Source organism: Rhizobium sp. CF122, from assembly GCF_000282035.1.
Classification (GTDB): domain Bacteria; phylum Pseudomonadota; class Alphaproteobacteria; order Rhizobiales; family Rhizobiaceae; genus Rhizobium.
This window is the reverse complement of record NZ_AKKA01000085.1, coordinates 77,031-94,735: the sequence shown is the minus strand read 5'-3', so window position 1 is coordinate 94,735 and position 17,705 is coordinate 77,031. Positions and strand designations below refer to the sequence as shown.

The window sequence follows — 17,705 nt, the reverse complement described above, 5'->3', positions numbered from 1 at the left end:
CGAAAAATCGTGAAACGCTCTAGTGCAGGCTCACCGTTTTCAGTTCATCCTCGGCAGCCTTGAAGAAGGTGCTGGAGCGGTTGTCCGTCAACAGGATCGGCGTGCCGTCGGCGCCGAATAGCGCCCACAGGTCGACGCTCGGATCGATGTCCGGCGCTTCCGGAAAGCACTTGGCAACTTCTTCGTTGCGCATTTTGCGGATGTAGGCGACCTCGCCGTTGCCGATGCCGGCAAGTTCGGTTTTGGTCAGGTGCGAATTGGCTTCTTTCATCAACATTCCTGTACCTCCAAGAGAAGGGACCAACGGCTCAACTTGCGCCGTTGTCCTACTGTGAGACCGAAATGTTAATTTTCTTCACCATACGGCTCGGCTCCGGGCGGATGAGATCGACCGAGAGCAATCCGTTCTTGAGGCAAGCGCCCAAAACCTGCATCCCGTCGGCCAGAACGAAAGTTCGCTGGAACTGGCGCGCGGCGATGCCGCGATAAAGGTAATCACGCTCGCCTTGATCGACCTGGCGACCACGGATCGAAAGCTGATTTTCCTCAACCGACACGTCTAGTTCTTCTTCGCTAAACCCGGCCACGGCAAGGGTTATGCGCAACCTTTCCGGATCGCCGGAGGCGCGATCGGCGGCGACGCGCTCGATATTGTAGGGGGGGTATCCATCGCTGGCCTTGGAAAGGCGCTCAAGCGTCTTTTCCATGGCGTCAAAGCCCAAGAGCAAAGGGCTCGCGAAAGGCGTAATCCGGCTCATTGTCTTCAAGTCCTTGATTCAAGCGACCTTGCCGGACCTGAAAGACAGCATCCGGATGCCGTCAATATGGGAATTGCTGGAGGCGAGCGCAAGGCGGATGTCCGCACTCGTTGCCGGAAAGCCCGCAGGTCCGACCTTGACAAAGCAAGCGCCGCCTCGCATCAAAATCTGCCCGTGCTGGCTGCGCCGATTTGCGACGGGAATATATACAAACGGTGCATGCCACGAAGCCGCGCACCACGAGGATGGAACGATCGGAATGGCAGACCCTAGAAAGATCATCATCGATACCGACCCCGGTCAGGACGACGCAGCCGCCATCATGCTGGCCTTTGGCAGCCCGGAAGAGCTCGAAGTACTTGGGATCACCACGGTCGCTGGCAATGTGCCACTATCCTATACGAGCCGCAACGCGCGCATCGTCTGCGAACTCTGTGGCCGCACCGATACGAAGGTCTTTGCCGGCGCCGACAAGCCGATCGCGCGCAAGCTGGTGACGGCAGAACATGTGCACGGCAAGACCGGTCTCGATGGCCCTGTTCTCGACGAGCCTGATATGCCGCTGCAGGCACAGCACGCCGTTGATTTCATCATCCAGACGCTGCGCAGCGAGCCTGAAGGCACGGTAACGCTGTGCACGCTTGGGCCACTGACCAACATCGGCTTGGCCTTCCAGAAGGCGCCCGACATCATCCCGCGCATCCGCGAACTGGTGATGATGGGCGGCGGCTTCTTCGAGGGCGGGAATATTACGCCGGCCGCCGAGTTCAACATCTACGTGGACCCCGAGGCAGCCGACATCGTCTTCCGCTCCGGCGTTCCGATCGTTATGATGCCGCTCGACGTCACGCACAAGCTTCTGACCCGCAAGGACCGCGTCAAGCGCATGGCCGATCTCGGCACGCGCCCGGCCATTGCCATGGTCGAGATGCTGGAATTCTTCGAACGTTTCGATGTCGAGAAGTATGGTTCGGACGGCGGCCCGCTGCACGATCCGACAGTCGTCGCCTACCTCTTGAAGCCTGATCTTTTCAAGGGCCGGACCTGCAATGTCGAGATCGAGGTGAAGTCGGAACTGACGGCCGGCATGACCGTCGTCGACTGGTGGCACGTCACCGACCGCAAGCGCAATGCGCAGGTCATGCGTGATGTCGATGCGGACGGCTTCTTCGATCTGCTGATCGAGCGTTTCGCCCGCATCTGAATTTCGATTGCCTTTCGGGCGCCTGAGAGATCAGGCGTCCTTCTGGTCGAAGACCGAATTGGTTTCGGGTTCGACGAGCTTCGGGCCTCCCTTGGCGACGCCGACCATGGCGGGACGCAGAACGCGCTCACCAATGGTGTAACCGGCCTGAACGACCTGAACAACGGTGTTGTTCGGCACGTCGGGGTTCGGCACTTCGAACATGGCCTGATGGAAGTTCGGATCGAACTTCTGGCCGACTGGCTCCAACTTGCGGACACCGTGGCGCTCGAGCGCCGATAACATCGAGCGTTCCGTCATCTCGACGCCTTCAATCAGCGTTGTCAGGCCGGCGTCGGCGGCAGCCTTGGCTTCCTCGGGGATCGCGTCGATGGCGCGGCGCAGGTTATCCGAAACGGCCAGCATGTCGCGGGCAAAGCCAGCCGCTGAATAGGTCTTGGCGTCCTTGACTTCCCGCTCTGTGCGGCGGCGCAGGTTATCCATCTCTGCGGCAAGGCGCAGATAGCGGTCGCGCAACTCTACATTCTCGACCTTCAGAAGTTCCAGCGGATCGGGCTGTGCTGTGGCTTCAGCGGCGGCTTCGTTCTCGACGTTTGCGGCGGCGTCCGCCGCGGCTTCGGCCGCGGCGGTGTCAGGTCCGTTCTTCGTCGTTTCGTCAGTCATGACGTTCTCCGGTGATTGGTGTCTTTTAGGATGTGCCCGATATCGAGCTTTGACGGGCAAAAATCAAGTCTGCGTGACTGAAAAGCACGCGATGCAAGGCACAACTCATGCAGGGTTGACCGAGAGGGCCGCCTTGACTTGCTCGCGCTAAAGTTCTTTTATTTTAGCCAGATCTAAATCTTTGGTGCTTCGGCCTTATCCAGGGTCAAGGAGCTGCTACCATGAGCGATCAGAAAAGCTATTCCGGGCGCTGCTTCTGCGGCGCCGTGGAGATTGTTGCTACCGGCGAACCGGTGGCTATGGGCTACTGCCACTGTGCCTCCTGTCGGCATTGGTCGGCAGGACCGGTCAACGCCTTTACGCTCTGGCAACGGCACGCTGTCCACGTCACCAAAGGTGGCGAGCACGTGGAAGGCTACCAGAAGTCCGATACGAGCGTGCGGAAATTCTGCGAGCTGTGCGGTGGGCATCTCTACACCGACCACCCCACCTGGGGCGTCACCAACGTTTACGCGGCACTTCTGCCCGATCTCGATTACGCTCCGGCGTTGCACATGAACTATCAGGAAAGCGTGCTGCCTATCCGTGACGGCCTGCCGAAATACAGAGACATGCCTGCTGAGATGGGCGGCTCGGGCGACATGCTGCCGGAGTAGTTGCCCTACTTTGCGCCGCGTGACAATCGCGTCATCAGCTGAGCGGTGTAATCGACCATCGGGACGATGCGCGAGTAGTTGAGCCGCGTGGGCCCAATCACGCCGACGGCGCCAACGATACGGTCGTCATCATCACGATAGGGCGCGACGATCAACGAGGAGCCGGAAAGCGAGAAGAGTTTGTTTTCCGAGCCGATGAAAATGCGCACGCCCGGCCCGCTTTCTGCGAGATTGAGAAGCTCCAGCAGGCTGTCCTTCTTTTCGAGGTCGTCGAAAAGCATGCGCAGGCGGTCGAGATCGTCGGCTCCGGCAAGACCGGCGAGCAGATTGGCGCGGCCGCGGATGATGAGCTGGGCCGGCTTGCCCTCGTCGGCGCTGCCGGACCAGACGGCGATGCCGCGCTCGACGAGATCCTGCGACAGCGTATCGAGCTCGCGGCGAACATCGTCCTTCAGCCGGCTTAATTCATTGCGCAGTTCCGGCAGCGTCTGGCCGGTCATGTGGGCGTTGAGAAAATTGGCGGCCTCGGTCAACTGCGACGACGTGACGCCTGCCGGAAGCTCGATAATGCGGTTTTCCACCTGGTCGTGATCACCGACAAGAACCGCAAGCGCCTTCGTCGGCTCAAGCCGGATGAATTCGACATGCTTGAGAACAGGATCGCTCTTCGAAGTGATAACAAGGCCGGCGCCGCGCGAAATGCCCGAGAGCATGCGGCTAGCCTCATTCATCATCAATTCCATCGGGTTGTCGCGGCTTTCGGCACGCACCTGGCGATCGATGTTGGCGCGATCCTCGGCCGAGAGATCGCCGACCTGCATGAAGGCGTCGACGAAGAAGCGCAAGCCGATCTGTGTCGGCAGGCGGCCCGCACTGACATGCGGCGAGTAGATGAGGCCAAGTTCCTCCAGATCGCTCATCACGTTGCGCACGGAAGCTGGCGACAGCGACATCGGCAGGATGCGCGACAGGTTGCGGGAGCCGAGCGGTTCACCCGTCTCCAGATAGCCCTCTACGATGCGGCGAAAGATTTCCTTGGAGCGTTCATCCAGCGCAGCCACTGCATCTGAAACCGACGTCGATCTGAACTCCATGAAACCTTGCGTACCCGTGCTGACGATGATCCGACAAAATATAGCCAATCTCGCCGCAGCGGCAAAAGGGAAATTGCAAATAGGCGCTGCCAATCGTAGAAGCTCTCAACAACATAAGCACGCACGATCTAACCGAAAACCACTCGCGTCTTCGGCATCATGATTAGGAGAATAGTATGCGGCCCTCAGGCAGAAAAACCGACCAGATGCGCAAGGTCTCTTTCGAGCGCAATTTCTCCAAGCACGCGGAAGGCTCCTGTCTGGTGAAGTTTGGCGATACGCATGTGCTGTGCACGGCGAGCGTCGAGGAGAAGCCGCCGGCATGGCTGCGCAATACCGGCAAGGGTTGGGTCACGGCCGAATACGGCATGCTGCCGCGCGCCACCGGCGAGCGCATGAAGCGCGAGGCCGCATCCGGCAAGCAGGGTGGGCGCACGCAGGAAATCCAGCGCCTGATCGGCCGCTCGCTGCGCGCCGTCGTCGACCTCAAGGAACTCGGTGAGCGTCAGATCACGCTCGACTGTGACGTCATCCAAGCGGACGGCGGAACGCGCACAGCATCCATCACCGGCGCTTGGGTTGCGCTCTATGATTGCCTGAAGTGGATGGAGAGCCGCAACATGCTGAAGGTCGAGCGCGTGCTCAAAGACCACGTCGCGGCCATCTCCTGCGGCATCTTTGCCAACCAGTCGGTGATCGACCTCGACTATCTCGAAGACTCCTCAGCCGAGACAGACGCGAACTTCGTGATGACGGGCGCGGGCGGTATTGTGGAAATCCAGGGCACCGCCGAAGGCACGCCTTTCACCGACGAGGAGTTCGCCTCGCTGATGGCACTCGCCAAAACAGGCATTGCCGAGCTCGTCGCGATGCAGAAGCAGGCGATCGCCGGATGAACGACATGCTGGAAGGCATGCTGGAGACGGCGCTCTATGCGGACGATCTCGACGAGGTCGAAGCCTTCTACGAGGGCATTCTCGGCCTTTCGAAGATCTCGCGAGGCGGCAACCGGCATGTCTTCTTTCGCTGCGGCACCGGCGTATTGCTGATCTTCAACGCTAAGGAAACGATCAAGCCCCCCTTACCCACCGCGCTGCAGGTGCCACCGCACGGCACAAGCGGTGCAGGACATGCCTGTTTTCGTGTCTCCGGGGGAAATCTCGATGCGATTGCGGCCCGACTAAAGTCCAAAGGTGTCGCCATCGAATCCGAAGTCACCTGGCCGCAAGGCGGCCGATCGATCTATTTCCGCGATCCGGCGGGCAACAGCCTCGAATGCGCTGAAGCCCGCATCTGGGGCATCGAATAGGACAATCATGCGCAAGCTCGAAACCAAGACCATCGTCGTTGCCAGCCACAATGCCGGGAAGATCCGGGAAATCCAGGACCTGATCGGTCCGTTCGGTTTCACGGCAAAGTCAGCGGCCGAATTGAACTTCGTGGAGCCTGACGAAACCGGCACCACCTTTGAGGAAAACGCGACGATCAAGGCGCTCGCCTCCGCCGAAGCCGCCGGACTGCCGGCGCTATCGGACGATTCCGGCCTTGTCGTCGATGCGCTCGGCGGCGATCCGGGCGTCTACACCGCCAACTGGGCTGAGAAGCCCGACGGCACTCGCGACTTCGCGATGGCGATGGAAAAGGTCGAGACGGCTCTGGAAAAGGCCGGCGCTTCCAGGCCGGAACAGCGCACTGCGCGCTTCGTCAGCGTGCTCTGCCTTGCCTGGCCGGATGGCCATAGGGAGCTCTTCCGCGGAGAAGTGGAAGGCACCGTCGTCTGGCCGCCGCGTGGCAGCCAGGGCTTCGGCTACGATCCGGTCTTTCAACCCGACGGCTATGAGACTACCTTTGGCGAGATGAGCGCGGACGAGAAGCACGGCTGGAAGCACACAGAGGCACTGTCGCACCGCGCCCGCGCCTTCAAGATTTTCGTCGAAACTTGCTTGGAAACCTAAGGGCAAACGTGGACACTTTGGAACAGCCTGATCTGACGCGCTATGCCGCTCTTCTGCCCGACACCGGCGAGCCCGGCTTCGGCGTCTACGTGCATTGGCCGTTCTGCGCCGCCAAGTGCCCCTATTGCGATTTCAACAGCCATGTCCGCCACCAGCCGGTGGACCAGGAGCGCTTCACCGCAGCCTTCCTGAAGGAAATGGCGACAGTGCGCCAGATGAGCGGACCGAAGACGGTGACCAGCGTGTTCCTCGGCGGCGGCACGCCCTCGCTGATGAACCCTGCGACGGTGTCGGCCATTCTCGACGGTATCGCCAAGCATTGGCATGTACCCGACGGGATCGAGATCACCATGGAAGCGAACCCCTCCAGCGTCGAGGCGGAGCGGTTCCGCGGCTATCGCGCCGCCGGCGTCAACCGCGTGTCGCTCGGCGTCCAGGCGTTGAACGACCGCGACCTGAAGTTTCTCGGGCGGCTGCACAATGTTGCCGACGCGCTGAAGGCGATCAAGCTGGCGCGCGACATCTTCCCGCGCATGTCCTTCGACCTGATCTATGCCCGCCCGAACCAGACCGTCGACGAATGGGAACGCGAGCTCAAAGAGGCGATTTCCTACGCGGTCGATCACCTCTCGCTCTATCAGCTGACGATCGAGGAAGGCACACCCTTCTACGGCCTCCACAAGGCTGGCAAGCTTATCGTTCCGGACGGCGATCAATCGGCGCTGCTCTATGAAGCGACGCAGGAGATCACCGCCCGCGAAGGGCTGCCGGCCTACGAGGTGTCCAACCACGCGCGTCCGGGCGCGGAGAGCCGCCACAACCTCACCTACTGGCGCTATGGCGATTATGCCGGGATCGGCCCCGGCGCCCATGGCCGCCTGACACGCGGCGGCATGAAGATCGCGACCGCAACGGAGCGCAAGCCGGAAAGCTGGCTTGACCTCGTCGAGTGCCACGGCCATGGCATCCTCGATCAGGAACAACTCGGCTACGAGGAACAGGCGGACGAACTGCTTTTGATGGGGCTGCGCCTGAAGGAAGGCGTCGATCTCGCCCGCTGGCAACAGCTTTCGGGCCGCGATCCCGACCCGAAGCGGGAGGAGTTCCTCCTGGAGCACGGCTTTATCGAGCGGATCGGCAACTCCCGGCTTCGCTGCACGCCGTCAGGCATGCTGATTCTCGATTCCGTGGTCGCCGATCTCGCCTGCTAAGCTGGCCGTTTTCTACCCAGAGAGAACAACCGTCCGTCGATCGCTGCAAGGCCGATCGCGATCATTGCCATGCCGATCAGGTGCTTGGCCCGCATCTGCTCGCCCAGAATGGCTGCGCCGAGCAGGATGGCGCTGACGGGGATCAGGAAAGTCACGAGCATAAGGTTCGTTGCTCCCGCCGTTGCCAGAATGCGGAAGAACATCACATAGGCGATCGCCGTCGACAGCAAGGCCAGACCAAACAGCGCCATCCAGGTCTCGAATGACGGGGCGGCCAGTGTCCACGGCCGGTCGACGATGAGCGCGATCGGCAGCATCAGGACGGTCGAGGCGCTGACCTGTCCTGCGGCGGGAATGAGCGGCGCCATGCCCATCTGGCGGAAGCGGCGACCGAAAATCCCGGCAAACGAATAGGAGAGCGCAGCGCCCAACACGGCAAGTTGGGCCAGCACGTTCGAGCCGAGATCGCGCAGCACGTCGAAGCCGATCATATAGGCAACGCCGGCAAAGCCGACGAGGACGCCGAGCAGGCGGTTGCCGGTCATCTTTTCATCCGCGGTTAGGAAATGCGCGACAACGACGCCGAAGAGCGGTGTCGTGGCATTCAGGATGGAGGCAAGGCCGCTTGCGATATGCGTTTGGCCCCAGACGATGAGGCAGAACGGGATCATGTTGTTGAGGATGCCCATGCCGAAGAACGCCGCCCACGACTTGCCGTCACGCGGCATGGCATGGCCGGCCGCGCGTACAATCAGGTTCAGCGCCAGCGCGGCAATCAGCACCCGACCCGTGACGATGGTAAAGGGCGGCAGGGTCTTCACCAGAATACCGTTGAAGAGGAAGGATCCGCCCCACAGCAGGGAAAGCACTAGCAACATTCCCCACTCGGCAAAGCCCATCTGTTTCGGCTGCATCGTTCTCTCCTTTGTCGGCCTGTCACTGACCTACATGCCGTCACAGCCTGCCGCCACCCGATTGTTGCGCGCGGGCGCGGACGCCACTATCTTCGATCTAATCTCGCTCCTCACTGAGCTTTAACCAGCTTTTGTGGCGGCCTTCATGCTGATATTATTGCTATGTCGATGAGCCGACAAACGAGTCTTTCTCGACCCATGATATAGCTGAGCTAAACCATGAGCGACTATCTTCCCTCTCTTTCAGCGCTTCGAGCCTTCGAGGCGGCCGCCCGGCATCTCAGCATGACGCTTGCAGCAAAAGAGCTCAACGTCACCCCAGGCGCCGTTAGCCTGCAGATCCGTGATCTGGAATCATCCCTTGGCGTTAAGCTGTTCGAGCGCAAGACCCGCGCGCTGACTCTGACCGTGGAGGGTGCGGACTATTTTTCGACGCTCAGGGCAGCGTTTCGTCTCGTCAGGGAAGCGACGGCGGCGATCACGGCGCGAGGGCGCGGCGCCATCCTCAATGTTACCTGCACTGCGGGCTTTGCGACCTATTGGCTGGTGCCTCGTCTGGGACGTTTCGAGGCGATGCACCCCGAAATCGACGTCCGCATCAGCGCATCGCACCGCGTGCTGGATTTTCAGCGCGACGGGATCGACCTCGCAATCCGCCACGGACTTGGCGGTTATGACCGCCTGATCAGCGAACGTCTCGTCGACGACGAACTCGTGCCGGTCTGCACGCCAACGCTTGCCGCTGAACTGGGGGACGATCCGTCGCCAAGCGCGCTCGCTAGTTTCCAGCTGATCCACGACGTCTATCGCCATGACTGGCAGCTCTGGCTGGAAGCCGCCGGCGCCACGGGAGTTGACCCGTCGCGCGGACCGATCTTCATGCATGGCAACGGCGCCTATGACGCGATGAAGGCCGGGCTGGGCTTTGCCTTGGTGCGACGCTCGTTTCTGGAGCGGGACCTGAAGGAAGGCACGGTGGTCACGCCCTTCCCTCTCGGCATTGCAAGTCGGCTTGCCTTCCACCTCGTCTATCCGGGCCTTGCGCTGGAGCGGCCAGCCGCGGCCGCTTTCCGCCGCTGGCTGCTGTCGGAGGCGCAAGCCTGACCTGACTGTGGCCGATCTGTTATGCTGATTAAAAAGTGGAGTAATTTAATCATAAAAACGACTTTTCACCGGGAATTTTCTTGACTATTACACTCCACATAAAATCCTGCAATAAGCATACCCGGTGTGACAAGCCAATGAATAGTCTTCGATTTTCCTCGCGAATCCTTTCTACATCAGCATTGACAGGCGTGGCGCTCATCCACCTTCTCGCGCCAGCCGCAGCACAGGATGCCACAGGACAGCAGCAGGATGGCGCGACGATTCTCGAAGATATCATCGTCAACGGTGGCAGCGGCGGCGTGATCCAGGCCGACGGCTATGTCGGCAAGAGCAGCGCGACGGGCACGAAGACCGACACGCCTTTCATCGAGGTCCCTCAGTCGATTTCGTCGGTGACCGAACAGCAACTCAAGGATCGCAACCCGCAAAGCCTGTTGGATACGGTCGCCTACACGCCGGGCACGCGCGTCGGCGCCTACGGCTTCGATCCGCGTTTCGATTCTTTCTCGGTGCGCGGCTTCGACGTGACCTATACTGGGATCTTTCGCGACAACCTTCGTCAGCCCGGTGCAGGTTCGTCGCTCTTCAAGACCGAGCCCTACGGCCTCGAAGGAGTCTCGATCCTGCGTGGCCCTTCCTCGGCGCTTTATGGGGCGACAGGCGCCGGCGGTCTCTACAACCTCATCACCAAGCGGCCGACGGAAGAGCCTTTTCGCGAAGTTCAGCTGCAGTATGGTACCGAACAGCGCTACCAAACCCAGTTCGACTTCTCGGGTCCGGTTAACAATACGGATCCCTTCTATTATCGCCTGACGGGGCTCTACCGCGATGCCAATACAGAGCAGATCAGCGTTCCCGACGACCGCATCTATATTGCGCCGGCCTTCATGTGGAAACCGGACGAAGATACCAAGCTTACCATTCTCGGCGAATATTCCCGAACCAAGACCGGCGGCACGGCGGCGTACTACAATGATCCAGCTGGCAACGTCACGGACTATTTCGCAGGCAATCCGGCCTTCAACGATTCAATCCAAAACCAGGCCCGCATCGGCTATGAATTCGAGCATCGACTGAACGACGTCTTCGTCTTCCGTCAGAACGCCCGCGTTTCGACACTCAACATCGACGCCGACTGGGCCTTCGCCTACGCGCCCAGTGCGGTCAATCCGAGTCTGCTTAACCGCAGTGCCGGAACGTTTGACGAGCGGCTGACGGCCTTGGTCATCGACAATCAGTTGGAAGCCCAGTTCGAGACGGGGGCGGTCGACCATACATTGCTTGCCGGTCTAGACCTGACCAGGCTGCGCTGGCGCTCGCTCGATGGCCGCGGCGCGTCGCCGCCGCTCGACACCAACAATCCAACGGCGGGCGCGTTTGTTGCTCCGATCGACTTCGACACACGCACCGTCCAGGACCAATGGCAAGTCGGCACCTATCTACAGGATCAGATCCGTTATGACGCCTGGATACTGACCGTCGGTGGTCGCTACGACTGGGTCTCCACGGACACCGACAATACCGACCTCAGCACGAATGCCCTGACCACCATTTCGCAAAAGGACAAGGCATTCTCCAGCCGCGTCGGCCTGGGCTACGAGACCGACTTCGGCGTCGTACCCTATGCCAGCTACTCCACCGCCTTCGCGCCGAATGCCGGCGTCAACCAGGAGACGGACCAACCCTTCAAGCCAACGGAAAGCGAGCAGGAAGAGATCGGCGTCAAGTACCTGCTGCCGAATAGCAATACACTCATCACGGCGGCGCTGTTCAATATCGACCAGAAGAACAGCCTCTATTACGAGGTCGTGAACTTGCCGACCGGGCCGGCTAACATCCAGGTACAGCGCGGCAAGATTCGCTCCCGCGGCTTTGAACTCGAAGCGAACACGAGCCTCGACAACGGCCTGTCGTTGGTTGCGTCGTATACCTTCACCGACACCGAGATCCTGGAGGGAACGACCGGGACGGTGGGCAATTCCGTCTCGTCGGTTCCAAGGCACATGGCTTCGCTCTGGGCGAATTACACATTCCAGGAAAGTAGTCCGATCTACGGTCTCGGCGTCGGTTTCGGTACCCGGTATCTCGGCAAGAGCTACACCAGCGACTACAATACGGCCCAGAACGGCTCGCGCGTACTCTTCGACGCCGCGATCAGCTATGATTTCGCGGCGCTCGACAAGAAATACGAGGGCCTGAGCCTCCAGGTGAACGCCACCAACCTCTTCGATCGCCGCGAGGCCATCTGCTCGGCTGGATTCTGCTACCGCGACCAGGGCCGGGCCGTGATCGGCAGCCTGCGATACACCTGGTGAGTTGATGGCAAGCGCGCAGCACCATGTCGCTGATCCGGGCGACGGCGCCTCGGTCCTCTCGCCGGCCTTCGCCGGCGAGCATGCGTGGTGCGGCGAGAAGATGGCGCTCTCTGTCGACCTGCAGGACGGGGTACCACTGCCACTGTTCTTCGGCGGTGATAGCTTCAGAGAGGCAATCGATCGCTACGCCGAGGCCTGCGGCGACAGCGACAGGCGCGCCGTCGTGTCGATGTGGTCGCTATACTACTTCTCGTCACTCTCCATTCCCTATGTGCTGGCCCGTCGTCTCGCCGCGCAGGAGCTTCCGGTCGCCTTCGACGGGATGACAATCGCATTGCAGGAGAATGGTCTGCCGCGGGCATTCGGCGTCCCGCACCGGGGCCGAAATGCTGAGGGTGGCGAAGAGGACGGTTTCGAAGCTATTGGTCCGCTGTTGGAAGAGCATCTCCCGGAAGCCGTCAGTAAGCTCACCGCCTCCGGCATTTCGGCCAAGCTGTGCTGGAACAATGCCGCAGTTTATCTCGACTACGCGCTGCGGTTGACGCGACCGCCCGAAGGTCCCGATCTAGCGGTCTTCGTCCGCGGTTGCCTGCCCGATGGCGGCGTCAACCCCCTCTGCGGCAGCGTGCGCTATGTCGAGGAAGACGGTGAGCGGATCGCCCGTCGGAAGATTTGCTGCCTGCGCTACATGCTGCCTGGCATCCAGAGCTGCGGCAAGCTTTGCGCTCTTCCCAGCCAAAGGAACGTGCAATGACATCGCCCACGATCACACGACGCGGCTTTCTCGCTGCGACGTGCGCCACGCTCTGCGCGCCGCCTCTGTTGAAAGCGGAAACGCGCTGGCCGCTGACCGTGACCGATGCCATCGGTCGAATGGTGACGATCACCAAGAAGCCGAAGTCGATCATCCTCGGAACGGGTTTCAATCTCTTCGCGCTGTCGCTGATCCATCCGGATCCGGTGAGCCTGCTGGCGGGTTGGGCGACCGACATGAAGACGGACAACCCGTTCATCTACGATGCCTTTCGCAAAAAATTTCCGGCCCTCGACAAGGTGCCGCTTGTCAGCAATGGGCAGGCGGATGGCATGTCCTTCGAAGCCGCGCTCTCCCTGGAGGCCGACCTTGCCGTCATGGGCAGGTGGCAAGCAGAAGGCGAGCAGGGCAAACGTGCCATCGACTATCTGGCATCGATCGGCGTGCCCGTCATCGTCGTCGATTTCAATCTCGATCCGCTGAAGAGCACTCCGCGGGACATTCGCCTCCTCGGTCGCGTTCTGGAATGCGACCAGCAAGCGGAAAGCTACGCTCAGTTCTTCGAAAGGCGGGTGGAGCGCATCAGGGTGAGGGCGGTCGGGAAAGGCGGAGATGGGCCGCTCGTGCTGATGGATGCCTTCCCAAGCGCGACACGTGGCAGTTGGGCTGTGGGTCGGACGGGCCTCGGCGAATTGATCACGCTTGCCGGCGGCCGCAACATCGCGGACAAAAACCTGCCGCCACAGGGCGGGACGGTGACGGCAGAATATATCATCGCGGCGGAGCCTGACGTCTATATCGCCACCGGCTCGCCGGGCGGCACCTACACCGTCTTCTCGATCGGTCCCGGGGTCGATCCTGCAGAAGCCCTGCAGTCGCTGCAGGAAACCGTCAAGGCACCGAGCCTTGCGCCACTGAAGGCAGTGCGCGAAGGGAACGTGCACGGCATGTGGAACTTCTTCAACGCCGTGCCGCTGAACGTGCTGGCCGCGGAAGCTGTCGCATCCTGGGTAAGGCCCGACCTGTTCGGCGATGTCGATCCGGCGAGTAGCCTCGCCGAGATCAACGAGCGTTTCGCCGCTGTCCCCTTCGAGGGGGCATACTGGACCAGCCTGACAAGCTAACGGCCTGGCGCGCCGGTCTTGAATAGGCTGCCGGTCGGCGTGTTCAGGAACATGTCCAATGGAATGTATTCCTGATGCAGGAAACCAGTGGACGGCAGCAGGTCGTCGCGCACCATCTCGATCACGGCAACCACTGAGGCCGACGTCGTCCAGGCGATCGCCGTGCGGCGGGCGCCGGCGATCTCGATTGGATAGTAGGCGCGGACAAATTCCTTGCGGCGCAGGTTGCCGTTCTCCGTGCCCTCCGCTGCCACGTGGACATACACGACATCGTCCTCGACCGGCGGTTTGGCGTTGGTCAGGATTTCACCGGCGAGCTTGCGCCTGTCGCGCATCAAGAGTTCATGGAAGAAGAAGTTCATCAGATCCATGTGTCCGGGATAGCGCATCGTCTTGTAGTCGAGGTTTTCTACCTTGCCGAGCAGCGTATCGCACATGGTTCCGAGGCCCCCTGACGTCGTGAAGGCTTCGAGCTTCACGCCCTCGACATAGATCGTCTCGTGCCATTCCATCGGCGAGACGAACTTGCGAACGCCGCCCTCGATCACTTCGCAGTCGTTCAGATATTCGTTGACCACGCCTTCCGGCGACCAGTTGAAGGCGTAGCCGAGGAGACCAGTCGGATGCTGCGGCAGCGCGCCGACCCGCATGCGGATGGAGCGGCACTTGTCAAAGCCGTCCGCAAGGCTCGATCCGACAATGCCGACGAAGCCGGGCGCCAGGCCACATTGCGGCGCCATCAGCCCGCGCGCCGTGCTGGACAGCTCGATGATGAAGTTTGTGGTCGGCACGTCTTCGGTCAGATCGAAGTAGTGGATCCCTGCGAGATGGGCGGCGCGCGACAGACCGATGTTGAGGTGATAGGGCAGACAGGAAAGTACGGCCTCAACGCTGGACAACAGTTCACCGATGACGGCGGGGTCGGAGATGTCGCCACTCCTGCATTCGAACGGCAGGCCTTCCGTCGGCGCCTGAATATCGACGCCTAAAACGTCGAAGCCCCCCTCATGCAGAAGCGTTGCGGCCAAGCGCCCGATCTTGCCCAGTCCGAGAACAGCGATCCTGTCGAAACTCATCGGCTCCCCCTGCGGCCAAACGGTACATTTCCGCCACTCCAGCGTACAGAAGATTGTGCGCAAAAGAAAACGGCCGGGGCAATGCCCGGCCGTCAAGCTTGCACAGAAGATTGCCCGACTATTCGTTGATCAAGCGCTTCAGCAATTCGATTTCATGCGAAAGCTTGGTGTCTCCCGCAATCAGCTCCTCGATCTTACGCACGGCATGCAGCACGGTCGTATGGTCGCGACCGCCAAAGCGGCGGCCGATTTCCGGGAAGGACCGCGGCGTCAGCGTCTTTGACAGATACATGGCGATCTGGCGCGGTTTGACGATGACGCGGGTGCGGCGGTTCGAGACCAGCTCCTGACGCGACACGTTGTAGTGCCGTGCGACGATCCGCTGGATGTCCTCGATGCGGACACGGCGCGGCTCGCCCGAGCCAACGAGATGAGCAAGAAGCTCATCGACGCGCTCGACCGTCAGGTTCGGCTCGAAGGAGCGGCGGAAAAGCAGCTGGTTGAAGGCGCCTTCCAGCTCGCGGCCGCTTGCCGTGATATTGCGGGCAACATGGTTGATCAATTCCGCCGGGATTTCCAGAGACGGATCCTCAACGCGGGCAGCAGCGAGGCGGCGCTTCAGGATCTCAAGGCGCATTTCGTAGTCCGGCGCATCGAGCTCGATGGCCACACCGCCCTGAAGACGCGAGCGGACGCGTGGATCAAGCGATTCCAGCTCCCAGGGAGCGCGGTCAGCAGCGACCACAACCTGCTTGGCACTGTCGAGCAGCATGTTCAGCAGGTGGCAGAACTCGTGCTGGATCATCTTGCCCTGCAGGAACTGCATGTCATCGATGATCAGAAGGTCGATGTTGCGCAGCGAGTCCTTCAGGGTCAAAGCATCATTGTCGCGGATCGCCGTTGCGAAACGCCACATGAAATACTCCGCCGTTAGATAGACGACGCGCAGTGCGCGCGGGTTCTGAACCGCGGCATTGGCGATCGCCTGCAAAAGATGCGACTTGCCGAGACCAACGCTGGAATGGACGAAGAGCGGATTGAAACGGACAGCGCCCTGCCCGGCTTCCGCAATCGTCTTGGCAGCAGCAAGTGCTACGCGGTTCGAGCTGCCTTCAACGAAGGTGTCGAAGGTGAAGCGCGAGTCGAGCGGCGAACCAAAGAGCGGCTGGCCAGCACTGGCCGGACGCGCAGCGGCTGCGGACGATACCGCCTGCTGCACAATCTGGCCGGCATGCTGCGCCGCTGGGCGGCGCGTCTGCGTAGTGGCAACAGGCTCAGCGGAAACCGGCTCTTCGGCCGGCTTGCCAACGCCACGCGTTGCCGTGCGAACAAGAATTTCGACTTTCAGGATTTCGGAGTCTTCGGCCTGGAACAGGCTGGTGATCAGCTCAAGATACCGGTTGTTGATCCAGGACTTCAGAAAAGTTGTCGGCACCGTTAGGCGCACGACGCTCTTGGAAACCGAATGCAATTTCAGCCGCGCAAACCAGCTTGCATAGACATCCGGACCGACTTGCGCCTTCAGGCGGGCGCTGACACGCTCGAAAAGTACACCATGCTTCATGTCTCCCTTTTCCCCTGCCGCTCCAGCACAAATAGAGCCAAACGCCTGCGGTTCATTGTCCCCACTCTCCAGGGCATCCGCCGTCATTGTATTCATCTGCATCATGCCGCCTTCCATTCGTCGGCCGACTTTGTTCGTCGCCCGATTATTTCCCCGCTATGACCAGAAAGTGGCACCCTCATGAGCCACTCGCCTGCCGGTTCACTCAAATACTGCCCCACTCACAAGACTTTCCAAGAAAGCGCGAGCCCGCCTCATGCGGCTTCGACTACCTTCTGTCGGACTGGAGGCCGCTCCTCGTCAGCTGGCGTCCGGTCGTCTTGCCACGACTTCTCTTCCCCATTCCGGTTTCACGCAACGCGTGCAAACCAACACACAAAACATCACCATTCCGCGACAGCCACGTCGCAGTCAAAAATGCTCAAGTGCGTGAAAAACCGGAGGCTTTAGACTCTCCGTAACAAGTGGCACAGCTTCATCGTCCTGCCGACGTGGCAGTTTCAGACCAAGCCTTCACAGGTGATGTCTGGACCCCTTGTTGATCGGCATTTAGGCAGGATCGAATGCGGGAATCAACGATGAATTTTACGCAAAATTAAGAGCGGGCCGTTGACTCCGGGGGCAGTCTTTGGGCGTCACATCCGTGTCAAAAAAGAATCGCTTTTGAATCAAGGAGATTCGTCCCGCCGGCATTTTTGACACGCATAAAAAGAAAAAAATAAAAAAGCTTCTTGACTCAGCTCAGACCGCAGATTGTAGGCTCTGAGTCGAGCCCACCTGAAGTATCCTACAGCAAGTACTTGTTTTTATTGCATTTTTCGTGTCACACGCTCGACATGAAATCGTCGCCGAATTAACCATACGGAAGCCAGTCGGCGGAATCGAAAAAGCCCGACAAAGTTGCCGGGCTAATCATAACGACGCGTTTGTTAATGAAAGATTATGCGGTCGCAGAAACCGACAGAGCCTTCACACGAGCTGCCAGGCGCGAGACCTTGCGGGAAGCCGTGTTGGCGTGCAGCACGCCCTTACCTGCGGCGCGCGCCAGTTCCGGCTGCGCGGCGAGGAATGCTTCCTTTGCCTTGGCAGCATCACCGGATGCGATTGCCTCTTCGACCTTGCGAACGAAAGTACGAACGCGCGAGCGACGAGCCTTATTGACGTCGGTACGGCGGGCGATCTTGCGGGTCGCTTTTTTCGCCGAAGTTGTATTGGCCATGGATGCCTCTCTAAGAATTCGAACAAACTCCGTCATCACCGCGGGCCTTGCGGCCACTTCATACAGCAATACGGGAGCATAATCGGAAAAC

Annotated in this window: 18 protein-coding genes; 10 read left to right on the top strand and 8 right to left on the bottom strand. The window is 60.5% G+C overall.

What is annotated here, in order from left to right:
* Positions 1 to 19: 19 nt before the first annotated feature.
* Both PMI09_RS22080 and PMI09_RS22075 read right to left on the bottom strand, forming a co-directional pair.
* Positions 20 to 277, bottom strand: coding sequence for a DUF1150 family protein (locus tag PMI09_RS22080; protein ID WP_007799651.1), 258 nt, complete (start codon positions 275 to 277; stop codon positions 20 to 22).
* A gap of 49 nt (positions 278 to 326) precedes the next feature.
* Positions 327 to 758, bottom strand: a complete 432-nt coding sequence (locus PMI09_RS22075) for an Hsp20 family protein (RefSeq protein ID WP_007799649.1) — start codon at positions 756 to 758, stop codon at positions 327 to 329.
* A 259-nt stretch (positions 759 to 1,017) separates the two neighbouring features.
* Here PMI09_RS22075 and PMI09_RS22070 point away from each other — a divergent pair, with 259 nt between their 5' ends.
* Positions 1,018 to 1,962, top strand: a complete 945-nt coding sequence (locus PMI09_RS22070; RefSeq protein ID WP_007799648.1) for a nucleoside hydrolase — start codon at positions 1,018 to 1,020, stop codon at positions 1,960 to 1,962.
* Between the two features lie 30 nt (positions 1,963 to 1,992).
* Here PMI09_RS22070 and grpE read toward each other — a convergent pair whose 3' ends face one another.
* Positions 1,993 to 2,625, bottom strand: coding sequence for a nucleotide exchange factor GrpE (gene grpE, locus PMI09_RS22065; protein ID WP_007799646.1), 633 nt, complete (start codon positions 2,623 to 2,625; stop codon positions 1,993 to 1,995).
* Positions 2,626 to 2,846: 221 nt separating this feature from the next.
* On the opposite strand from grpE, the gene PMI09_RS22060 reads away from it, so the two are divergent.
* Positions 2,847 to 3,281 (top strand): GFA family protein, encoded by a 435-nt coding sequence (locus PMI09_RS22060; RefSeq protein ID WP_007799644.1) that lies wholly within the window; start codon positions 2,847 to 2,849, stop codon positions 3,279 to 3,281.
* 5 nt (positions 3,282 to 3,286) lie between these two features.
* Here PMI09_RS22060 and hrcA read toward each other — a convergent pair whose 3' ends face one another.
* Positions 3,287 to 4,375 carry a heat-inducible transcriptional repressor HrcA gene (gene hrcA, locus PMI09_RS22055; RefSeq protein WP_007799642.1) on the bottom strand — a complete coding sequence of 363 codons (1,089 nt, stop codon included), beginning with the start codon at positions 4,373 to 4,375 and terminating at the stop codon, positions 3,287 to 3,289.
* A gap of 176 nt (positions 4,376 to 4,551) precedes the next feature.
* Here hrcA and rph point away from each other — a divergent pair, with 176 nt between their 5' ends.
* Genes rph through hemW form a run of 4 tightly spaced genes read left to right on the top strand, consistent with a single transcriptional unit; the run spans position 4,552 to position 7,541 of the window.
* A complete protein-coding gene (gene rph, locus PMI09_RS22050; protein WP_007799640.1) occupies positions 4,552 to 5,271 on the top strand; it encodes a ribonuclease PH in 720 nt (239 codons plus the stop codon).
* Positions 5,268 to 5,684 (top strand): VOC family protein, encoded by a 417-nt coding sequence (locus tag PMI09_RS22045; RefSeq protein WP_007799638.1) that lies wholly within the window; start codon positions 5,268 to 5,270, stop codon positions 5,682 to 5,684. The genes rph and PMI09_RS22045 overlap by 4 nt, the downstream gene beginning before the upstream one ends.
* Before the next feature lie 7 nt (positions 5,685 to 5,691).
* Positions 5,692 to 6,330 (top strand): RdgB/HAM1 family non-canonical purine NTP pyrophosphatase, encoded by a 639-nt coding sequence (gene rdgB, locus PMI09_RS22040; RefSeq protein WP_007799636.1) that lies wholly within the window; start codon positions 5,692 to 5,694, stop codon positions 6,328 to 6,330.
* Between the two features lie 8 nt (positions 6,331 to 6,338).
* Positions 6,339 to 7,541, top strand: coding sequence for a radical SAM family heme chaperone HemW (gene hemW, locus PMI09_RS22035; RefSeq protein ID WP_007799634.1), 1,203 nt, complete (start codon positions 6,339 to 6,341; stop codon positions 7,539 to 7,541).
* Here hemW and PMI09_RS22030 read toward each other — a convergent pair.
* Positions 7,538 to 8,455 (bottom strand): DMT family transporter, encoded by a 918-nt coding sequence (locus PMI09_RS22030; RefSeq protein WP_007799632.1) that lies wholly within the window; start codon positions 8,453 to 8,455, stop codon positions 7,538 to 7,540. The two genes, hemW and PMI09_RS22030, sit on opposite strands and share 4 nt — an antisense overlap.
* 219 nt (positions 8,456 to 8,674) lie before the next feature.
* Here PMI09_RS22030 and gcvA point away from each other — a divergent pair, with 219 nt between their 5' ends.
* From gcvA to PMI09_RS22010, 4 genes are all read left to right on the top strand, one after another.
* Entirely contained in the window at positions 8,675 to 9,559 is an 885-nt protein-coding gene (gcvA, locus tag PMI09_RS22025) for a transcriptional regulator GcvA (protein ID WP_007799630.1), read from the top strand.
* A gap of 137 nt (positions 9,560 to 9,696) precedes the next feature.
* Positions 9,697 to 11,877, top strand: a complete 2,181-nt coding sequence (locus tag PMI09_RS22020) for a TonB-dependent siderophore receptor (protein WP_007799628.1) — start codon at positions 9,697 to 9,699, stop codon at positions 11,875 to 11,877.
* Positions 11,878 to 11,881: 4 nt separating this feature from the next.
* Entirely contained in the window at positions 11,882 to 12,631 is a 750-nt protein-coding gene (fhuF, locus tag PMI09_RS22015) for a siderophore-iron reductase FhuF (RefSeq protein ID WP_007799626.1), read from the top strand.
* Positions 12,628 to 13,755 carry an ABC transporter substrate-binding protein gene (locus tag PMI09_RS22010; RefSeq protein ID WP_007799624.1) on the top strand — a complete coding sequence of 376 codons (1,128 nt, stop codon included), beginning with the start codon at positions 12,628 to 12,630 and terminating at the stop codon, positions 13,753 to 13,755. Before fhuF ends, PMI09_RS22010 begins: the two co-directional genes overlap by 4 nt.
* Here PMI09_RS22010 and PMI09_RS22005 read toward each other — a convergent pair.
* From PMI09_RS22005 to rpsT, 3 genes are all read right to left on the bottom strand, one after another.
* Positions 13,752 to 14,831 (bottom strand): saccharopine dehydrogenase family protein, encoded by a 1,080-nt coding sequence (locus tag PMI09_RS22005; RefSeq protein WP_007799622.1) that lies wholly within the window; start codon positions 14,829 to 14,831, stop codon positions 13,752 to 13,754. The genes PMI09_RS22010 and PMI09_RS22005 overlap by 4 nt on opposite strands.
* Before the next feature lie 118 nt (positions 14,832 to 14,949).
* Complete coding sequence (dnaA, locus tag PMI09_RS22000; RefSeq protein ID WP_007799619.1) at positions 14,950 to 16,497, bottom strand: chromosomal replication initiator protein DnaA; 1,548 nt, start codon at positions 16,495 to 16,497, stop codon at positions 14,950 to 14,952.
* Positions 16,498 to 17,335: 838 nt separating this feature from the next.
* On the bottom strand, positions 17,336 to 17,614 hold the full coding sequence (gene rpsT, locus PMI09_RS21995; protein WP_007799616.1) for a 30S ribosomal protein S20: 279 nt from the start codon (positions 17,612 to 17,614) through the stop codon (positions 17,336 to 17,338).
* Between the last annotated feature and the right edge of the window lie 91 nt (positions 17,615 to 17,705).

Bases quoted from the DNA above. Each gene is read 5' to 3' on its own strand.
- grpE (WP_007799646.1), bottom strand. From the start codon at position 2,625: ATGACTGACGAAACGACGAAGAACGGACCTGACACCGCCGCGGCCGAA.
- PMI09_RS22070 (WP_007799648.1), top strand. From the start codon at position 1,018: ATGGCAGACCCTAGAAAGATCATCATCGATACCGACCCCGGTCAGGAC.
- PMI09_RS22080 (WP_007799651.1), bottom strand. From the start codon at position 277: ATGTTGATGAAAGAAGCCAATTCGCACCTGACCAAAACCGAACTTGCC.
- PMI09_RS22005 (WP_007799622.1), bottom strand. From the start codon at position 14,831: ATGAGTTTCGACAGGATCGCTGTTCTCGGACTGGGCAAGATCGGGCGC.
- PMI09_RS22045 (WP_007799638.1), top strand. From the start codon at position 5,268: ATGAACGACATGCTGGAAGGCATGCTGGAGACGGCGCTCTATGCGGAC.
- rph (WP_007799640.1), top strand. From the start codon at position 4,552: ATGCGGCCCTCAGGCAGAAAAACCGACCAGATGCGCAAGGTCTCTTTC.
- PMI09_RS22075 (WP_007799649.1), bottom strand. From the start codon at position 758: ATGAGCCGGATTACGCCTTTCGCGAGCCCTTTGCTCTTGGGCTTTGAC.
- dnaA (WP_007799619.1), bottom strand. From the start codon at position 16,497: ATGCAGATGAATACAATGACGGCGGATGCCCTGGAGAGTGGGGACAAT.
- fhuF (WP_007799626.1), top strand. From the start codon at position 11,882: ATGGCAAGCGCGCAGCACCATGTCGCTGATCCGGGCGACGGCGCCTCG.
- hrcA (WP_007799642.1), bottom strand. From the start codon at position 4,375: ATGGAGTTCAGATCGACGTCGGTTTCAGATGCAGTGGCTGCGCTGGAT.
- rpsT (WP_007799616.1), bottom strand. From the start codon at position 17,614: ATGGCCAATACAACTTCGGCGAAAAAAGCGACCCGCAAGATCGCCCGC.
- PMI09_RS22030 (WP_007799632.1), bottom strand. From the start codon at position 8,455: ATGCAGCCGAAACAGATGGGCTTTGCCGAGTGGGGAATGTTGCTAGTG.
- PMI09_RS22020 (WP_007799628.1), top strand. From the start codon at position 9,697: ATGAATAGTCTTCGATTTTCCTCGCGAATCCTTTCTACATCAGCATTG.
- PMI09_RS22010 (WP_007799624.1), top strand. From the start codon at position 12,628: ATGACATCGCCCACGATCACACGACGCGGCTTTCTCGCTGCGACGTGC.
- PMI09_RS22060 (WP_007799644.1), top strand. From the start codon at position 2,847: ATGAGCGATCAGAAAAGCTATTCCGGGCGCTGCTTCTGCGGCGCCGTG.
- rdgB (WP_007799636.1), top strand. From the start codon at position 5,692: ATGCGCAAGCTCGAAACCAAGACCATCGTCGTTGCCAGCCACAATGCC.
- gcvA (WP_007799630.1), top strand. From the start codon at position 8,675: ATGAGCGACTATCTTCCCTCTCTTTCAGCGCTTCGAGCCTTCGAGGCG.